Genomic DNA, 16,942 nt, shown 5'->3' on the forward strand with positions numbered 1-16,942 from the left:
GCCACAGGCTCCGGTTCGTCTTTCAGTCGGCACTCTCACCGTCGGGCACGGCCGCGGCGAAGAGCCGGTAGCCCGCCACCGCAGTCAGAAGCGCCAGCGATGCGGCCAGCGCGACCGAGCCGGAGACGAACATCCCCACGAAGACGATCGGGGCGCTCCCGGCGAGGGCCGCGCCGGCCGGAATCGGATCGACTCCGCCGACCCGCCGGTCGCTCGCGTCGCGCGGGACGGCGTCCGGGGCGAGCAAGAGCGGTGCCAGCAGGAAAAATCCCACGGCGGTCGCCAGTCCCGCGAGCAGGCCCGGGAGCGGCCCGGGAAAGACGAGATAGCCGACGACGCCGAGGCTCCCGCCGGCCGTGACGGCCAGGGCGAACCGGACCACTGCGACGCCGAAACTCCCGCCACTCGTCTCGTCGGCGGTCATACGCCTCCCGAGACGGCGGGGCCACTTAACCGGCCGGAAGCCGGTCGGTCAGGCCGCCCGGTGCTTGACCGTTCCGGAGGTCCCGACGAGTAGCGTGCCGACCGCCAGCGCGAGGACGCCGACCGGGAGCGTCAGCTCCGGAACGGTCTCGATCAGATCGAGCAGCGCGATCCCGACGACGAGCACGCCCAGTCCGAGTGTCACCGCACCCGCGAGCAATCTGGTGTCCATCCGTTCACCTCGGTCGTACTACGCGGCCGAGGCCTGAGAGGTTGTTTGCGGGATAGCCACAGATCGTTCCCGGCTAGTTGCCGATCCTGTCAGACGGCAGCAAACTGTTTAGGCACGGAGTGCGAACGTGGCGGGCAATGAGTCCGTTCGGCTCCTTCGATCTCGACGACGACGACCGGATGGCGATCTACCGCTACGTCGAACGGCACGGGGTCGTCGACACGAGCGAGGTCGCCGAACACGTCGGTATCGACCCCGAGACGTTCCGCCATCACGTCTCCATCCTGAAACGGGACGGGTACGTCCGCGAGACCACCGAGGGAAAACTCCGGATCCGCCTCGACTGCGGCGAGAGTGAGGAACACGAGACTGCTGGGCTGAACTACGCGATCAGGCCGGCCTGTCAGGCCGACGCGACGGGGCTGCTCGGGGTCGTCCGTGAGGTCGCCGACAAGCAGGTGCATCTGGTCGCCGAGAGCGTCGCCGAACTGATCGAGTACGACGACGCACTGCTCAGACACAACGCCGGCGAGACGCGTGTCTTCTTCGTCGCTACCGTCGAGGACGAGGTCGTCGGCTGGTGTCAGGTCGAGATCCCCCGCATGGCGAAGCTCTCCCACACCGCCGAGGTCACCGTCGGCGTCCTCGTCGAGTACCGGCGGTACAGCATCGGGAGCCACCTCCTCCAGCGCGGGATGGAGTGGGCCCGCGCCAACGGCTGTCGGCGCGTGTACAACTCTCTCCCCGAGACCAACGAACTCGCGGTCTCCTTCCTGCAGGAGAACGGCTGGCGCATCGAGGCCGTCCGGAACGATCACTTCGAGATCGACGGCGACCCAGTCGACGAGATCATGCTCGCCGCCGACCTCGATTAGCCCGTCCGGAACGAGTAATCCAGCGTGTCCGCCGAGTGCGTGAGGCTTCCCATCGAGATCACGTCGACGCCCGTCCCCGCGTAGTCCGGTACGTCCGCGACCGTGATCCCCCCGGAGGCTTCCGTCAGCGTGTCGTCGGCACGCTCGGCGAGCAGGTCGACCGCCTCCGCGGTCTGGTCGGGGCTCATGTTGTCCAGCAGCACGATGTCCGCGCCGGCATCGGCCGCCCGCGGCGCGTCTTCCGGATTTTCGACCTCGACTTCGATCTTCGTCGCGAAGGAGGCCCGCTCGCGGAAGTGCGAGACTGCGCCTTCGAGTCCCATCTCGGCGACGTGGTTGTCCTTGACCATCACCATGTGCGAGAGGTCGAGCCGGTGGGTGTCGCCGCCGCCCGCGACGACCGCGCGCTTCTCGATCCCGCGGAGGCCGGGCGTCGTCTTGCGGGTGGCCGCGATCCGCACGTCGTCGCTGACCTCCTGGGCCGCCGCCACCGCCCGTCGGGTCTTCGTCGCGATGCCCGAGGCGTGGCCCGCGATGTTCACCGCGACGCGCTCACCCCGCAGGACCTCGCGTGCGGAACCCGACACGCGCAGTACCGCTTCGCCGCGCTCGACGCGGTCGCCGGCCTCCGCGGCACGCTCGGCGGTCACGTCGAGGTAGTCGAAGACGGCGCAGGCGGCGTCGAGCCCGGCGACGACACCCGAATCCTTCGCGACGAGTCGCCCCGTTGTCTCCCCTGGGACCTCGTTGGTCACGTCGTGGTGGCCCAGATCCTCCCGGAGCCAGCCCTCGATTGTCGAATCTGGAATCATCAGTCGTCGGCCCGCGGTTCCGCCGGTTCGTCGCCGTCCGCGGCCGCTGTGTCGACGAGGTGGTGACAGCCGACCGACTCGCCGTTCTCGGCGGCCTGCCGGGCGATCAGCAGGGCCGTGACGCTGGCCGACCGGAGTTCGTACAGCGACCGCGAGGTCCGGGTCCGGGTGTAGGCGTCGACCTCGCCTTTCAGTCGCCGCAGGACCGACATCGCCCTGCCGAGGTCGTCGGAATCGCGCTCCAGCCCGACGTACTCGTCCATCACGCGCCGGAGGCGGTGGAACTTCTCCTCGGCGAACCGCTCGGGCAACTCGGGATCGCGTTCCAGCAGTTCGGGCGCTTCGATCACGTCGATCTCGTTGCCGGCCGCGTCCTCGCCTGCGCGCAGGCCCCAGACCAGCCCCTCCAGGAGCGAGGTGGAGGCCAGCCGGTTCGCGCCGTGGACGCCCGTGCGGGCACACTCCCCGACCGCGTAGAGTCGGTCGAGGCTGGATCGCCCGAGGTCGTCGACGTCGATCCCGCCACAGAGGAAGTGCTCGGCAGGCGCGACCGGGATGCCGTCTTCCCAGTCGACGCCGTGGTCCTCGCACTTCTCGACGAGGTCGGGGAACTCCCCGGCGAAATCGAGCGGACTCACGTCGAGCGTGACCTCGCCCGTCTCGTCGCGTTCGGTCTTGACCGCACGGGCCACCACGTCACGGGGCGCGAGTTCGGCGTCCGAGTGATAGTCGGGCATGAACCGCTCGCCACCGGGAGACTCCGTCTCCCGAGCCCCCGAGTCTGCCGACTCGGGGACGTCGCCGTTCCGGAGGACCGCACCTTCGCCGCGGACGGCTTCGCTGATCAGGAAGGGTTCGTCACCGCCGACGCACACTGTCGGATGGAACTGGACGTACTCCATGTCCGTGACCTCGGCTCCGGCAAGCGCGGCCATGGCGATGCCGTCGCCGGTCGAGCCGGCGGGGTTGGTCGTGCGCGGGTAGAGGTCGCCGATGCCGCCGGTGGCGAGGACGACCGCGCCCGCGTACGTGGGCTCGAAGTCCCCGTCGGACTCCAGCACCGCGCCGTGGACCCGGCCCTCGTGGCGGATCAGTTCGAGCGCGGCGGTGTCGTCCCGGATCGTCACGTCGTCGTGGGCGTCCAGATAGTTCAGGAAGGGGACGTGGACGTGTTTGCCCGTCGAGGCGTCGACGTGCAGGATGCGGTTCTTGGAGTGGGCGGCCTCGCGGCCGAAATCGAAGTCGTCCTCGCCGTCGCCGTCCGCGTCCATCCCCGTCGTGTCGAACTCGACATCGAGCGTCTCCAGCAGCACGTCCCCGACGGCGGCGTTGGCGTTCTCGACCAGCACGTCCACGGCCTCGGGATCGGCCGTGCCGCTGGATGCGTCGAGGATGTCCCGCTTGAACTGCTCGGGGTCGTCCCGCGCGATTGCGATGCCGCCCTGTGCCCACCACGAGGAGGCACCCTCGGGGCGGGTAGCCTTCGTCGCGACGGTCACGTCCGCGCCTTCGCGGGCGGCGGCGAGCGCGCTCGCGAGACCTGCAATCCCGGAGCCCACGACGAGCACGTCTGTTTCGTTGTGGTCTGTCATCGGTGGAGTTCAGATCTCCAGCATCCGGTCGAGGGCGACCTGTGCGAGCTCCTTCTCCTCGGGCGCGACCTCGATGACGTTGCGCTCGCGACCCTCGAGTAGTTCCTCCAGCACCCACGTCAGGTAGTTCGGGTCGATCTGGCGCATGGCGTTGCAGTCCATGCAGGCGTCGCCACAGAGGGGCAGGACCTCCACTTCGGGGTGCCAGCGGTCGAGGTGGTTGGCGAGGTGGATCTCCGTGCCGATGGCCCAGGTGTCGCCGGCTTCTGCGTTCGCGACGGTCTCACAGATCGTGGAGGTGGAGCCGACCACGTCGGCGGCCTCGACGACCTCCCGGCGACACTCGGGGTGAACGACCACGTTGGCGTCCGGGCGCTCCTCGCGCAACTCCTCGATGTGGCTCGCGCGGAACCGCTCGTGGACCTGGCAGTAGCCGTCCCAGAGGATGATATCGTTCTCGGCAGCCGCCTCGGCGTCTTTGCCCTCGGGGTCCCACGGGTCCCACTCGACGATCTCGTCTGCCATGTCGAGCCGGTGGGCCGTGTTCTCCCCGAGGTGCTTGTCGGGCAGGAACAGGACCTTCTCGCCCTTCTCGAAGGCGTACTCGAATGCCTTGTGGGCGTTCGAGGAGGTACAGACCAGTCCGCCCTGCTCGGCGCAGAAGGCCTTCAGGTCCGCGTAGCTGTTCATGTACGTGATCGGAACGATCTCGTCGTCGGTCGCGGCGGTGATCTCCGCCCACGCGGCGTCGACCTGCAGGGCCTCGGCCATGCCGGCCATCGGACAGGACGCCTCCATGCTCGGGAGGATCACGGACTGATCGTCGTCGGTGATGATGTCCGCGCTCTCGGCCATGAACGTCACGCCGCCGAAGATCACGTAGTCGGCGTCGGCCTCGGCAGCCTCCTTCGAGAGCTGGTAGGAGTCGCCCACGAAGTCGGCGTGCTCGACGATCTCCCGGCGCTGGTAGTTGTGCCCCAGGATGACCACGTCGTCGCCCAGCTCCGCCAGCGCGGCCTCGATGCGGTCCGTGCGCTCGCCCTCGTCGAGGTCCCGGTAGGCCGGCGGGAGCTGTTCTAAGTTGTCGTACTTGAAGAGACTCAGGTCCGTCTCGAACTCCGCTGTTTCCATTTTCGGCACGTGAACCACCGATTGGTGTTGACCAGTCTACGGTGCCCTGTATTGAAAAGATTATGCCTTCAATGTGCGAAACCGGTGGCATTCCGCGCAGATATTGCCGGTGGTTCGGATGTGACTGATCGAACGCGCCGATTCGGCGTCTCCGAGTCTCCGCTTTCCGCTGGGCTGACCGTTCCGGGCTGCGGACGAAAAGGAGGAGTAGAACCTGTGGTTACGAACGAACGAGCGACGACGCGGATACCAGACTCAGTTCAGGCGCTACAGATCCGGTGGAGGTCGTCCAGCGAGTCGATGTCCCAGGTGGGCCAGACGTTGAGTTCCCAGTCCGTCCTGTGGGGCCGGCGGATGAACGCCGAGTCGATGCCGGCGTTCTCGGCGGCCCGGATGTCGGACTCGTTGTCGCCGACGTACAGCGCCGAGTCGGCGTCGAGGTCGGCGAGGGCCCGCTCCAGATAGTGGGCGTTCGGTTTGCGGAGGTCGAGGCTCTCGATGGTCGCCTCGCGGCCGTACGCGGCGTCGAACAGCCCGTCCATGTCGAAGTGATCGAGCAGGAAATCGACCGTGGCCTGCTGGTTCGAGCTGACGATCCCCCGGTTGATGTCGAGGTCGGAGATCGTCGACACGTCACCGTAGGGCGTCTTCCGACCCGCCCGGGCCTCCTCCTGCTGGGCCTCGGACATCGTCCGGTCGCGGGTGCGCCAGAACGTGTCGGGGTCGAGATTATACGTGTCACAGACGGACGCGACCTGTGACGGGGTCGCGCCGATGGTCATGTCCTCGACGTGGTCGGGGTCCGGATCGGTCACGTCGAACTTCGCGAACGTCTCGGCAGTGGCCTCCCGGAGAACCTCGAAATGGGTCCGACCGACGAGGACACCGTCGTTGTCGAAAACGACGGTATCGTAAGTCATACTATCTGTCGGGGCGGCGGCGAGTTAAGCGTTTCCGATCACACATCTATCGGGCCCCGGACCGCCGCTACCTCGATCCTCCGGTCGGCCCGCTCGTCGGGTGACGGGCCCAGAGCCGATCCGTTCGCCCCGTGTGCCGTCGAGACGGCTCCGCTGGTCCCGCCTTCGGAAACGCTTAGGACGTACCCCCCACACCGTCGGGTATGACCGATCCGTCCGACCTCGCCCGTCGCCTCCGCGAGGGCGAACTGCGACTTCACGAACTTGACGACCACGCCGACCCCGAGACGGCCGCCGCGGCCCGCCGGGAATTCGTCGCGGGAGAGACCGACACCGACCTCGACACCGTCGGTGAGTACGCCTTCGACGCCGAGACCGCCGAACCGAACATCGAGAACATGATCGGTGGGACGCAGGTCCCCGTCGGCGTCGTCGGCCCCGTCGAGATCGACGGGGGCGCGGTCGAGGGCGAGCGCTACCTCCCGCTGGCCACCACCGAGGGCGCGCTGATCGCCAGCGTCAACCGCGGCTGTTCGGCCATCCGGGCGGCCGGTGGCGCGACCGCACGCGTCCTCAAGAACGGGATGACCCGCGCACCCGTGTTCACCGTCGAGGACGTGGGCGAGGCCGCGACCGTCGCCGCGTGGGTCCGGGAGAACACCGACCGACTGGCCGAAGCCGCCGAGTCCACTACCAGCCACGGCGAGTTGACCGACGTGACACCCTACGTCGTCGGGGATAGCGTCTTCCTGCGATTCACCTACGACACCAAAGACGCCATGGGGATGAACATGGCCACTATCGCCACCGAGGAGGCCTGCGGCGTGGTCGAGGCGGAGACGCCCGCGTCGCTCGTCGCGCTGTCGGGCAACCTCTGTACCGACAAGAAACCCGCGGCGATCAACGCCGTGGAGGGCCGCGGTCGCACCGTCGCCGCCGACGTGTTCATCCCCCACGACCTCGTCGAGGAGCGGTTCAAGACGACCGCCGACGCCATCGCCGAGGCCAACACCCGCAAGAACCTCGTCGGCAGCGCCAAGGCAGGGAGCCTGGGATTCAACGCCCACGCCGCAAACACCGTCGCCGCGGCCTTCCTCGCGCTGGGCCAGGACATCGCCCAGGTGGTCGAGGGATCGAACGCCATCACGACCGTCGAGGAGCGCGACGAGGGACTGTACGCCAGCCTGACTATCGCCTCGCTGGAGGTCGGCACCGTCGGCGGCGGGACCGGCCTCGCCACGCAGGCCGAAGCCCTCGACGTGGTCGGCGTCACAGGCGGCGGAGATCCGGCGGGGAGCAACGCCGACGCGCTCGCGGAGGTGATCGCGACCGCCGCACTGGCCGGCGAACTCTCACTGCTCGCCGCGCTCGCCTCTCGCCACCTCTCCTCGGCTCACGAGGAACTGGGTCGGTAGGTCACTTTCGGCACTCCGCCACACGCTACCGGCGGGGAACTCGGCCGCCAGTTATCGCCCGGTGACGCGTTCGGTCGGGACGATCTCCCTGAGGCGCTGGGCGTCCCCGAAGATGCCGAGGACGACCAGCGCGGCGCCCAGCGCGAGCACCGCGACGAGCAGCGGGATGTACGCGCCGGAAAGCAACGGCTCCAGCAGCCAGTCGACGAACAGCAGTCCCCAGGCCACCGCCAGACAGCCGAAGCCGGCGGCCTGCAGACCGTGCCCGAGGACGTAGTGGTACCCCCCGCCGAGCGCGAACCCAGCGACGAACAGCGCCTGTCCGATCCGGTGGAGACCGATCGGACCGACCGAGGGGTGGCCGGCGCTCCCCGCGAGCACGACGACGATCGCCCCGACGGCGATCGCGGCCCCCGCCGCGAGAAGAAGAACCTCGGCTGACTCGGGACGCTCCTCGACCATAGCGGTGTGCCAACGTCTCGCATATTAAAATCCACAGTCGGCGGACGGACAGCTCTCTTCGCTGTCAGTCGCGCTCGGCGCGGCTCACAGGAGCCGGTAGGTGCCGCCGCTCTCGGTCACCTCGCCCCGGCGGACGAGTTTTTCGAGGGCGTCCCGGACGTACGCCGCCGGCACGCCGCGCTCGGTTGCGTAGTCGACCACGCTCGCCGCTGTCGGTTCGTCCTGCTCCCGCAGTGCGGCCAGTACCGTCTCCTTGCGACTCCGCCCGCCTCCGGCACCCTGCTCGGCTCGGGCGGCCGCGGCCCCGACCTCGTCGGTGTCGACGCCCGATCCTTCGAGGTACTCCTCGTCGTCGACCCCGGCCTCGTCCAGATACCGCTCCATCTCGGCGAAGGAATCGAGGTCGGCGAAGGCGTCCTCGCGGCCCTGGCGTTTGGCCAGCATCGCCGCCCGGACCTCGCGGGCGTGGTCCGGGTCCTCGGTCGTGACGAACTGCTTGAGCTTCTCGAACTTCCGGCTCGTCCCACACCGCGGACACTCCGACCGCTCTGGACGGCCCTCGACGACCCGGAGCGCGTCGCACTCGCTACACCCGACCACCGCGTACATGGTCGTCACTGGGTCCCGTTCCGGGAAGAATCCACCGCCCCGGGCGCAGTCAGTCGGCCCGCTCGGTCTCTCCACCTTCGCCCACGCTCTCGAACGGATCGGGCCCGGCCCTGAAGAAGGCCTCCATCGGTGCGTCCAGCCCCGGCGGATCCTCGAGCCTGATAGTCGCCTGCGAGACCTCGTCACCGATGGACAGTCGCGTGTCGGGATCCGGCGGCGACCGGGTCAGCGTCGCCGTGGGTTCGTACTCGCCGGGCTTCAACGAGAGGTAGACGGTGTCGCCCGGTTCGATCGGCCGGTCGGTCCGAACCGTGTGTTCCCGCAGTTCGATCGAGAACTCGACGGTCGTGTTCGCGGGGAGCGTCGGCCCGCCGGTAACCTGAAGTTCGACAGCGGTGTCGTTGGCCGCCATCGCGGTCCGACCCCGGAGTACATTCTCGGCCCACGACGGCCGCGGCACCCGCTCGACGTCGGTCGTCGACGTGATATCGAACGACGTGGGTGGTTCGTCGCCAGCGGTCACCGTCCCGGTCGCCCGGCGGATCAGCCCGCGCTCGTCGACCAGCAGGGTCACGTCGTAGCGATCGTAGGCACCGGCCATCCCCGACGATTTCGCGTCGTCGGCTTCCAGCCGAACCACTCGATCGCCGCGGTACGTGGTCGTCCCGTCGCGTTCGAACTGCCCGGACCCGATGTAGACGGCCACGCCGAAATCGATACTGCCGGCCGAGGACACGACTCCCGTCCGGTCGTAGCTGAAGGTGTAGCGCTCCTCACCCCAGCGCTCGTGTTCGACCGACCACGTCCGGTCGGTCGACTGGTAGGTGGTCGACGGGAAGGAGCCGCGACTCCGGTCCAGCAGGTGCGACTCGTTGCGGACGGTCGTGGTGTTCGAGTCGACCGTCCCGTTCGAGCGCGTCAGGTAGTGCTGTCGACTCGCGTTCCCGTCGAGCGTCTCGAAGTGTGCGTTCAGCAGGGCCGATTCGTTGACGCTCCCGTCGGCTGCCACGCCCGGAACGGTCGGACCGTCGACCGCGTCGCCGCCGTCGTTCGACTCGTCGTCACCCGTGGGGTCGGGCGTCGCCGTCGGATCGCCCGCCAGGCCGGAACACCCGGCGAGGACGAGGACCAGCGCCAGCACGCAGTGTCGATACATTACCCCACCTGTCGGCGGATCGACCAAAACCGTTCCGGGTGGCGACACGGAGCACAAAATATTCCCCGGCCTCGTCGGAACCGGTGGATATGCGTCAGCCCTCCCTGTTCGCCCTCGGGGCCAGTGGCTTCGTCGCCGGCACGGTCGGGACGGCTCTCGTACTGGTCGCCCTCACACCAGCCCCGGTCGTCGCCGGCGGCATCGCGGCCGCGCTCTTTCTGGCTGTCACAGCTATTACCACGCCCCTGTCGACCCCTGCCCGCGTCGAGCGGTTCCAGTCCCTGCGCGCCCAGATCCCGGTGGTCGTCGTCCCGGTCGTCCTGACGGCCGCCGTCGTGACCGTCCACTACGGCCTCCTCGGTCCCGGCCGGGACGTGTTCGGACCCGGGATGGTCGGTGTCGGTGTCACCTTCCTCGGCGCGGTGACGATGCTCCACGCCGCGGAACGTCGGTACGCCGCCCGCGTCGAGGCCGAGAGCGACGTGCGCGTGGTCCTGCCCGATCCGACCGCCGACGACTCGATGTCCCTGATCGGGCTGGTGGCCGGCGGGGTCGCGCTGCTGTGGTTCTTCTGGTCGGTGGTCTCCGGCGGTGACATCGAGGCGACCATGCTGGTCGTCGCCGCCGGTGGACTGGCACCGGCGCTGTCCGTGTGGCACCGCTCGGAACTGGTCGTCCTCGACGCGGGACTGAAACAGGGTATGTCGATCCGGCCCTGGAGCGACTTCGAGAGCTACGAGCTGACCGACGACGAACTGATCGTCCGCGACGCGAGCTGGTTCCCACAGGCGTACGCCATCCCGCGCGAGAAGATCGACGACGAGGACGCGGCCGTGGCTGCGCTGTCGCGGTACCTGCCCGAAAAATAGGGTCGTCGGGCCGTTCAGGCCAGGTCGTGGATGTTGTCGGCGACGCGCTCGGCGTACTCGCTGCAGGCGAGTTTCTCGCCGCCCTGGATCTGGCGTTCGATGTCGTAGGTGACGTGTTTGGACTTGATCGTCTCCTCGACGGCGTCGCGGATGAGTTCGCCGGCGTCGTCCCAGCCCATGTACTCGAGCATGAGCTTCCCGGAGAGGATCATCGCGGTCGGGTTGACCTTGTCCTGGCCGGCGTACTTCGGCGCGGAGCCGTGGACGGGTTCGGCGAGACAGCGGCCGTCACCGAAGTTCGCGCCGGGCGCGATGCCGAGGCCGCCGATCTGGGCGCCACAGGCATCGGAGAGGTAGTCGCCGTTGAGGTTGGGCATCGCCAGCACGTCGTACTGCTCCGTACGGGTGAGGATCTGCTGGAGCATGTTGTCGGCGATGCGGTCGTTGACGACGATGGCGTCGTCGGGCGCTTCGCCGTCCCGTTCCTCCCAGAGCGTGTCCTCGGTGATGACCTCGCTGCCGTACTCCTCCTCTGCGACCTCGTAGCCCCAGTCACGGAACGCGCCCTCGGTGAACTTCATGATGTTCCCCTTGTGGACCAGCGTGACCGAGTCCCGATCGTTCTCCAGGGCGTAGTCGATGGCCTTCCGGACGAGTCGCTTCGTCCCGTACTCGGTGATGGGCTTGATGCCGATGCCGACAGGGCCCTCGTGGATGGTGTCGTCGTAACCCATCTCCTCTTCGACGAACTCCCGAACTTTCTCGGCCTCCTCGGTGCCGGCTTCCCACTCGATACCGGCGTAGACGTCCTCGGTGTTCTCCCGGAAGGTGACCATGTCCATCTGGTCCGGGCGGGTGACGGGCGAGGGGACACCCTCGATGTGGTAGGTCGGCCGGACGTTCGTGTACAGGTCGAGCCGCTTCCGGAGCGCGACGTTCAGCGAGCGAAAGCCCGCGCCGACCGGCGTCGTGAGCGGCCCCTTGATCCCGACGTTGAACTCCCGGAACGCCTGCAGGGTGTCTTCGGGCAGGTTCTCGTCGTACTGCTCGCGTGCGGTCTCACCGGCGTACACTCGCATCCAGCTGATCGAGCGGCCGGTCGCATCGGCCGCCGCTTCGAGCACCTTCTGTGCGGCCGGACCGACGTCGACACCGATTCCGTCCCCGTAAATGATGGGGATGATCGGGTTCTCCGGAACGTCCAGCTCGTCGGTGTCCGGATCTACCACCTCGATCTTGTCCCCGTCTGCGGGCACGTCGACCTTCTCGTAGGGCATATCTCGGAACATCACACGTCGGGCTAAAAGGCCTACCGCTTCCTGAGAAACTATAGACAACGACCGTGGTATTTATCAACTGATAGGCCTGGAACTGTCCGCCCGTCGAAAAGGGCGGTCCCGGGCTGGACCGTCGCTGCCAGCGTCCCTAGAGCGGCCCGCCGGGCGTCGTGGTTTCGTCGCCGGGAGTTCCAGGCGCGGTCGGCGTCTCGCCCGCTCCGGGCGTCTCGGCTTCGGTCGGCGTCTCGTCACCGCCGGGGGTCTCGGTCCCGGGTTCCAGCGGCGTCTCGGTGGTCGGTTCCTCGCCAGGGGTGCCCGGGGTCGCCTCGGTGGCCGTCGCTTCGGTGTCGTTCGTGACCGTCAGCGTGCTCTCCATGGTCGATCGCTGGGTCTCGATGGTCACGACCTGTGACCCCTCCGTGAGGTCCTCGGCGGTGGCGTTGATCGTGACCTCCTCGCGTTCGCCCGGATCGAGGACGACCAGTTCCCGCGTGGGCACGGCCATCCCGAGCCGGTAGCCGACGTACTCCGACCCGCGCTCGTCGTCCGCGTTCACGACGGTCACGGTGACGGTGTACTCCTCACCGGCTTCGACCTCCTCGGGGGTGTCGACGGCCGCGACGTAGAACTGTCCGTACTCGCCGGTCATCCGGGCCGAGACGCGCTCCGCACTGGCCGAGTCCACGTCGAGTTGCGAGACCGTGGTGTCGGCACCCATCTCGCCCGTGTCCGGCGTCTGCTCGGTCGGCGTCGTGCCGGGCTCACCGGCCGGCGTCGCGCCCGCCTCGGTGGGGGTCTCCTGTGCTGCTCCCTCCTGGGCCGGCCCGCTCATGTTCGACAGCGCGGTCGTGACGACCATCTCTTCGACCGTGAGCGTGCTCACGTTCATGGTCCCGACCACGACCGACTCGCCGTCACCGGCTCCTGCCTCGCCGCCAGGCGTCTCCTGGGGCGTGTCCGGGGTGTCCTGGGTGGTGTCCGGAGTCTCCTGTGGACCGTTCGGAGTTTCCTGGGGACTGTCCGGCTGATTTCCGAGGTCGAACACCGGTGACTCGGTTTCCGTCGGGGAACCGGCCTGATCCGGCGACTCCGTGGGGCTTCCGGCTTCGCCCGGCGTCTCGGTGGCGGGTGCGAGTGGCGTCTCGGTCTCGGTACCGGCCTCGCCCGGCGTCTCGGCTTCGGTCGTCGTTTCGGCGGGCGTTGCTTCGCCCGCGGGCGTGGTCATACCAGTGTCCGCGGCCGCGTCACCTTCCTCGAAGGAGAGCGACTCGACCTCGACCGCCTCGACGGAGAGCGTCGCGATGCGGACGCTACCGATCTGGCTGCTCTCGCCGTCCTGACCGGCCGGTTCACCCGTCTCCGTCCCCGTTTCGGTCTCGGTTCCCGCGCCGGGCATCTCCGTGCCCGTCGCCGTGTCGGTTTCCGCGTCGGGCGTCTCCGTCTCCGGCGTCGGCTGTGCCTGGGCTAACTCGCCAGGTGTCTCCGCCTCGGGCGTGGTGGCGCCGGGGGATTCGGTGTCAGTCTGCGTTCCGGTGTCCATCCCGGTCTCGTTTTCCCCTCCAGGGGTCGCGGGGGCCGGCTCGCCGGAGAGTTCCTCGGCCGTGACGCCCGGCAGCTGGAGCGACGTGAGCTCCGCGTCGACGAACGTGCCGTTCGATATCGTCCGGTTCGAACTCGACAACTGGTCGACCGTCAACCGATCGACGGTCGCGTTCTCGACGGTGGTGTTCTGCAACTGGAGTCGTTCGACGGTGACGTCGTGGAACGTCACGCCCGCGCTCGCGTCCGCGGTCGCGCTCGCGGTCTCGGACTGGGGGTTCGCCCGCTCGCCGCCCGCCGTCAGGGCGAACCCGGCCGCAACCACGATCAGTAGTGTCGCTGTCACTGCCACGAGATGCTTGTCTCTCATCCACCGTTCGGTTTCCCGACTCTGAAAATAAGCCACCTAGACCGTTTCGAGACGTAGCGGCCGGCTGTGTCGGATAAGCGGTTGCTGATTGCCGATCGGTTGCGGACCGGCCACCGTTCGATCCACTCCACCTCGACGATGGCTTGCGCCTAGCCGGCGTCTCGGGAACGGGTAAGCAGCGGCTTGCCGGACGGTCGCCCGGGACGACGGGGACGGCACCGTCGCGACCGGTCCAGCCGCGGGTGGATCGGCCGGAGCGCAACTCCTTTGCCACCCTTCGCCGAACGGTCGGGTATGACCGACGTGGACCTGGACGCAGAGAAGTACGAGAAACACCGGGAGGCGGGCGAGATCCTCGCGAACGTACGGAACGAGGCCGCCGACCGGGTCGAAGTCGGCGCGAGCCACCTCGAAGTCGCCGAGTGGGCCGAGGACCGCATCCGCGAACTCGGCGGCGAACCCGCTTTTCCCGTGAACATCAGCGTCGACGAGGAAGCCGCCCACGCCACGCCGAGCGTCGACGATTCGAGCACGTTCGGCGAGGACATGATCAACCTCGACATCGGGGTTCACGTCGACGGCTGGCTGGCCGACACCGCCGTCACGGTCGACCTCTCGGGCAATCCGGAACTGGCCGAAGCCTCCGAAGCCGCGCTGGACGCCGCCCTCGATACCGTCGAAGCCGGCGTCGAGACCGGCGAGATCGGCGCGGTCATCGAGGAGACCATCGACGGCTACGGCTACAACCCCGTCGTGAACCTCACCGGCCACGGACTTGGTCACTGGGAACAGCACACGCCTCCGAACATCCCCAACCGCGAGGTCGACCAGGGGATCGAACTGGAAGCCGGCGACGTGGTCGCCATCGAACCGTTCGCCACCGACGGCGGCGGCAAGGTCCGGGAGGGCACCGAGGAGGAGATCTTCGCGCTCGAATCCGAGGGGTCGGTCCGAAATCGTGCGGCCCGAGAGGCCCTGAACCAGATCACCGAGGAGTTCAAGACGCTCCCGTTCGCCACCCGCTGGCTCGACGGACGCCGGGCCGAGATGGCGCTTCGTCGGCTGAAACAGCAGGATATCCTCCACGGCTACCCCGTCCTGAAGGAGGAGGACGGTCGGCTGGTCAGCCAGAAAGAACACACCCTCATCGTCACCGAGGACGGCTGCGAGGTCACGACGCGACTCTAAGCGGGGTTCGGGACGGAACTAGGCGTTGTTCATCCGCAACACCGTGCGTGCGCCACAGACGCGACACTCGCTGACGCGATAGGGCTCGCGCGAGTACTCGGCGTTCTCCGGGGTGGCGCTCTCCGTGAGGATCTCCACCGACACCTCGTGGGGTGTCTCGCGACTGCACTCCTCACACTGCTCTCTCATCCCGTCTCCGCCGTCGTCTGTCGCTGACATCGTATCACAGTCTTTCGCCGAAGAAAGCATAAAAACCCCAATCCGTTCGGCTTCGTTCACGTGATTTTCGATTGCCCTCTTGCGATTTTCCACGAGACGGACTGAGAACCGACAAAATCGTTCACGGACACGTCTCAGACGTCCGTCCGTGTATTAATCCGGAAAACGGCCGAATGATTTATATATGATGGTACGGGGCGGCTGAGGTTCGGTTCCGAAGCGGTGCGGTGGTCTCCGTGGCGGTTAAGCCGCGGGCGGCCGCAGGGCCGGCATGGAGCAGGTGTTCGCCCCCTGGCGGATCGACTGGATCGAACGGTCCGACAAGAACGAGGAGATCGACGGCTGTGTGTTCTGTGCGTTCGCCGAGGACGATGCAGACCGGGCGAACAGAGTCGTGGCCCGGAGCGACCACGCCTTCGTCCTGCTGAACAACTACCCGTACAACCCAGGACACGCGATGGTGATCCCCCACAGCCACACCGGAGACTATCGCGCCCTCGACGACCCGGAACTCACCGACCACGCCCGGCTCAAACAGCGGACCATCGACGCCATGGAGATGGCCATGCACCCGGAGGGCTACAACGCCGGCCTCAACCTCGGGGGCGGCGCGGCCGGGGGTTCGATCGACGACCACCTGCACACCCACGTCGTCCCGCGCTGGGAGGGTGACACCAACTTCATGCCGGTCGTCTCGGACACGAAGGTCATCGTACAGGCGGTCGAGGACACCTACGACCGACTCCACGAGGCCTTCGCCGAGCAAGAGGGCGCGACGGTGACGGGCGAGGACCGGGCGGTCCAGTTCTAGAGTCGACAGGGCGACTTTTCTACCCGGGTGTCCAAACCCGGACGATGGCACGCTCGACGGCGCTACGGCGGGTCGGCCTCGTGGTGCTGGGGGTCAACCTCCTGCTCGCGCTGGCCAAGGGCGGGGTCTGGTATCTCACCGGCAGCCTCGCCGTTGGGTCCGAGGCGGTCAACAGCCTCGCCGACACGGCCTACAGCGTCGTGATCGTCGCCGGACTCTACCTCACCACTCAGCCGCCGGACTTCGAACACCCACACGGCCACGAACGCATCGAGCCGTTCGTGGGGCTGTTCGTCGCGCTCGGGATCTTCGCGGCCGGCGGCGCCGTCATCTGGCAGGCGATCACCGCCGTCCTCGCGGGGCCGGGCCCGGCCACGGCGAGTCCGGCCGCCGTCGCCGTCCTGGCCGTGGCAGCCGTCGCGAAGTACCTCCTCTATCGCTACTGCCTGACCGCTGGCGAGGACCACCGCTCGCCCGCCCTCGTCGCGACCGCGCTCGACAATCGCAACGACATCCTCACCGCGCTGGCGGCGCTGGGCGGCGTCGTCGGCGCGGCCCTGGGCTTCCCACTGCTGGACCCCATCGCGGCCGCACTGGTCGGGGTCGGCATCCTCTACACCGGGATCGAGGTCGTCCGGGACAACCTCGACTACCTCGTCGGTGCGGCCCCGCCCGAGGACCTGCGGGCCGAGATCGTCCGACGGGCGCTCTCCCACCCCGAGGTCCAGGGCGCACACGACGTAATCGCCCACTACGTCGGCCCGGAGATCGACGTGAGCCTCCACATCGAAGTCGAGGGCGACCGGACGCTGCTGGAAGCTCACGACATCGAGACCGCGGTGATCGAGTCGATCCAGCGCCTCCCCGAGGTCGACGACGTGTTCGTCCACGTCGACCCGAAGGAGGCCGGCGAGTGGAAACCCGACGAGGAAGTCGACCGGCTGGTCAGTGATCCCGGCAGTCTCGACCGTGAGTGATACTGTCGGACAGAACATTTCACATCCGACGCGTGTCGAGGACGACGCTAGCCACAGCGTTGCTG

General features: G+C 68.0%; 18 protein-coding genes. 6 read left to right on the plus strand and 12 right to left on the minus strand.

Features of this window, described 5'->3' with window-relative positions; translation table 11 throughout:
- Window positions 1–22: 22 nt before the first annotated feature.
- Together BV210_RS12490 and BV210_RS19930 are read right to left on the minus strand one after the other, a co-directional pair.
- The gene (locus BV210_RS12490; protein WP_077206959.1) at window positions 23–424 is read right to left on the minus strand and encodes a hypothetical protein; all 402 of its coding nucleotides are present in this window, start codon (window positions 422–424) and stop codon (window positions 23–25) included.
- A 48-nt stretch (window positions 425–472) separates the two neighbouring features.
- Entirely contained in the window at window positions 473–655 is a 183-nt protein-coding gene (locus BV210_RS19930; protein WP_157526009.1) for a hypothetical protein, read from the minus strand.
- Between the two features lie 137 nt (window positions 656–792).
- Here BV210_RS19930 and BV210_RS12495 point away from each other — a divergent pair, with 137 nt between their 5' ends.
- On the plus strand, window positions 793–1,530 hold the full coding sequence (locus BV210_RS12495; RefSeq protein ID WP_077206960.1) for a GNAT family N-acetyltransferase: 738 nt from the start codon (window positions 793–795) through the stop codon (window positions 1,528–1,530).
- Here the strand turns inward: BV210_RS12495 and nadC are convergent.
- The 4 genes from nadC to BV210_RS12515 all read right to left on the minus strand — a co-directional run bounded on the left by nadC (window position 1,527) and on the right by BV210_RS12515 (window position 5,985).
- Window positions 1,527–2,342 carry a carboxylating nicotinate-nucleotide diphosphorylase gene (gene nadC, locus BV210_RS12500; RefSeq protein WP_077206961.1) on the minus strand — a complete coding sequence of 272 codons (816 nt, stop codon included), beginning with the start codon at window positions 2,340–2,342 and terminating at the stop codon, window positions 1,527–1,529. The two genes, BV210_RS12495 and nadC, sit on opposite strands and share 4 nt — an antisense overlap.
- A complete protein-coding gene (locus BV210_RS12505; RefSeq protein WP_077206962.1) occupies window positions 2,342–3,934 on the minus strand; it encodes an L-aspartate oxidase in 1,593 nt (530 codons plus the stop codon). Before BV210_RS12505 ends, nadC begins: the two co-directional genes overlap by 1 nt.
- Before the next feature lie 9 nt (window positions 3,935–3,943).
- Window positions 3,944–5,065, minus strand: a complete 1,122-nt coding sequence (gene nadA / locus BV210_RS12510) for a quinolinate synthase NadA (RefSeq protein ID WP_172824896.1) — start codon at window positions 5,063–5,065, stop codon at window positions 3,944–3,946.
- A gap of 260 nt (window positions 5,066–5,325) precedes the next feature.
- Complete coding sequence (locus BV210_RS12515; RefSeq protein WP_077206964.1) at window positions 5,326–5,985, minus strand: HAD family hydrolase; 660 nt, start codon at window positions 5,983–5,985, stop codon at window positions 5,326–5,328.
- A 203-nt stretch (window positions 5,986–6,188) separates the two neighbouring features.
- On the opposite strand from BV210_RS12515, the gene hmgA reads away from it, so the two are divergent.
- Complete coding sequence (hmgA, locus tag BV210_RS12520) at window positions 6,189–7,400, plus strand: hydroxymethylglutaryl-CoA reductase (NADPH) (RefSeq protein WP_077206965.1); 1,212 nt, start codon at window positions 6,189–6,191, stop codon at window positions 7,398–7,400.
- A gap of 51 nt (window positions 7,401–7,451) precedes the next feature.
- Here hmgA and BV210_RS12525 read toward each other — a convergent pair whose 3' ends face one another.
- The 3 genes from BV210_RS12525 to BV210_RS12535 form a co-directional block, all read right to left on the minus strand.
- Window positions 7,452–7,862, minus strand: a complete 411-nt coding sequence (locus BV210_RS12525) for a hypothetical protein (RefSeq protein ID WP_077206966.1) — start codon at window positions 7,860–7,862, stop codon at window positions 7,452–7,454.
- An 84-nt stretch (window positions 7,863–7,946) separates the two neighbouring features.
- Complete coding sequence (locus tag BV210_RS12530; protein WP_077206967.1) at window positions 7,947–8,471, minus strand: DUF5817 domain-containing protein; 525 nt, start codon at window positions 8,469–8,471, stop codon at window positions 7,947–7,949.
- 49 nt (window positions 8,472–8,520) lie between these two features.
- A complete protein-coding gene (locus BV210_RS12535) occupies window positions 8,521–9,627 on the minus strand; it encodes a hypothetical protein (RefSeq protein WP_077206968.1) in 1,107 nt (368 codons plus the stop codon).
- Window positions 9,628–9,716: 89 nt separating this feature from the next.
- Here BV210_RS12535 and BV210_RS12540 point away from each other — a divergent pair, with 89 nt between their 5' ends.
- Window positions 9,717–10,496 carry a hypothetical protein gene (locus BV210_RS12540; protein ID WP_077206969.1) on the plus strand — a complete coding sequence of 260 codons (780 nt, stop codon included), beginning with the start codon at window positions 9,717–9,719 and terminating at the stop codon, window positions 10,494–10,496.
- A 14-nt stretch (window positions 10,497–10,510) separates the two neighbouring features.
- Here BV210_RS12540 and icd read toward each other — a convergent pair whose 3' ends face one another.
- Complete coding sequence (gene icd, locus BV210_RS12545; protein WP_077206970.1) at window positions 10,511–11,773, minus strand: isocitrate dehydrogenase (NADP(+)); 1,263 nt, start codon at window positions 11,771–11,773, stop codon at window positions 10,511–10,513.
- A gap of 148 nt (window positions 11,774–11,921) precedes the next feature.
- Window positions 11,922–13,682 (minus strand): hypothetical protein, encoded by a 1,761-nt coding sequence (locus BV210_RS12550; protein ID WP_077206971.1) that lies wholly within the window; start codon window positions 13,680–13,682, stop codon window positions 11,922–11,924.
- 294 nt (window positions 13,683–13,976) lie between these two features.
- Here BV210_RS12550 and map point away from each other — a divergent pair, with 294 nt between their 5' ends.
- Window positions 13,977–14,870, plus strand: a complete 894-nt coding sequence (gene map / locus BV210_RS12555) for a type II methionyl aminopeptidase (protein ID WP_077206972.1) — start codon at window positions 13,977–13,979, stop codon at window positions 14,868–14,870.
- Between the two features lie 18 nt (window positions 14,871–14,888).
- Here the strand turns inward: map and BV210_RS12560 are convergent, their stop codons facing one another.
- On the minus strand, window positions 14,889–15,089 hold the full coding sequence (locus tag BV210_RS12560) for a hypothetical protein (protein WP_077206973.1): 201 nt from the start codon (window positions 15,087–15,089) through the stop codon (window positions 14,889–14,891).
- A 271-nt stretch (window positions 15,090–15,360) separates the two neighbouring features.
- Here BV210_RS12560 and BV210_RS12565 point away from each other — a divergent pair, with 271 nt between their 5' ends.
- A complete protein-coding gene (locus BV210_RS12565) occupies window positions 15,361–15,900 on the plus strand; it encodes an HIT domain-containing protein (protein WP_077206974.1) in 540 nt (179 codons plus the stop codon).
- A gap of 44 nt (window positions 15,901–15,944) precedes the next feature.
- On the plus strand, window positions 15,945–16,877 hold the full coding sequence (locus BV210_RS12570) for a cation diffusion facilitator family transporter (protein ID WP_077206975.1): 933 nt from the start codon (window positions 15,945–15,947) through the stop codon (window positions 16,875–16,877).
- The last annotated feature ends 65 nt before the right edge of the window (window positions 16,878–16,942 follow it).

The sequence above is a fragment of the Halorientalis sp. IM1011 genome (assembly GCF_001989615.1).
GTDB lineage: Archaea > Halobacteriota > Halobacteria > Halobacteriales > Haloarculaceae > Halorientalis.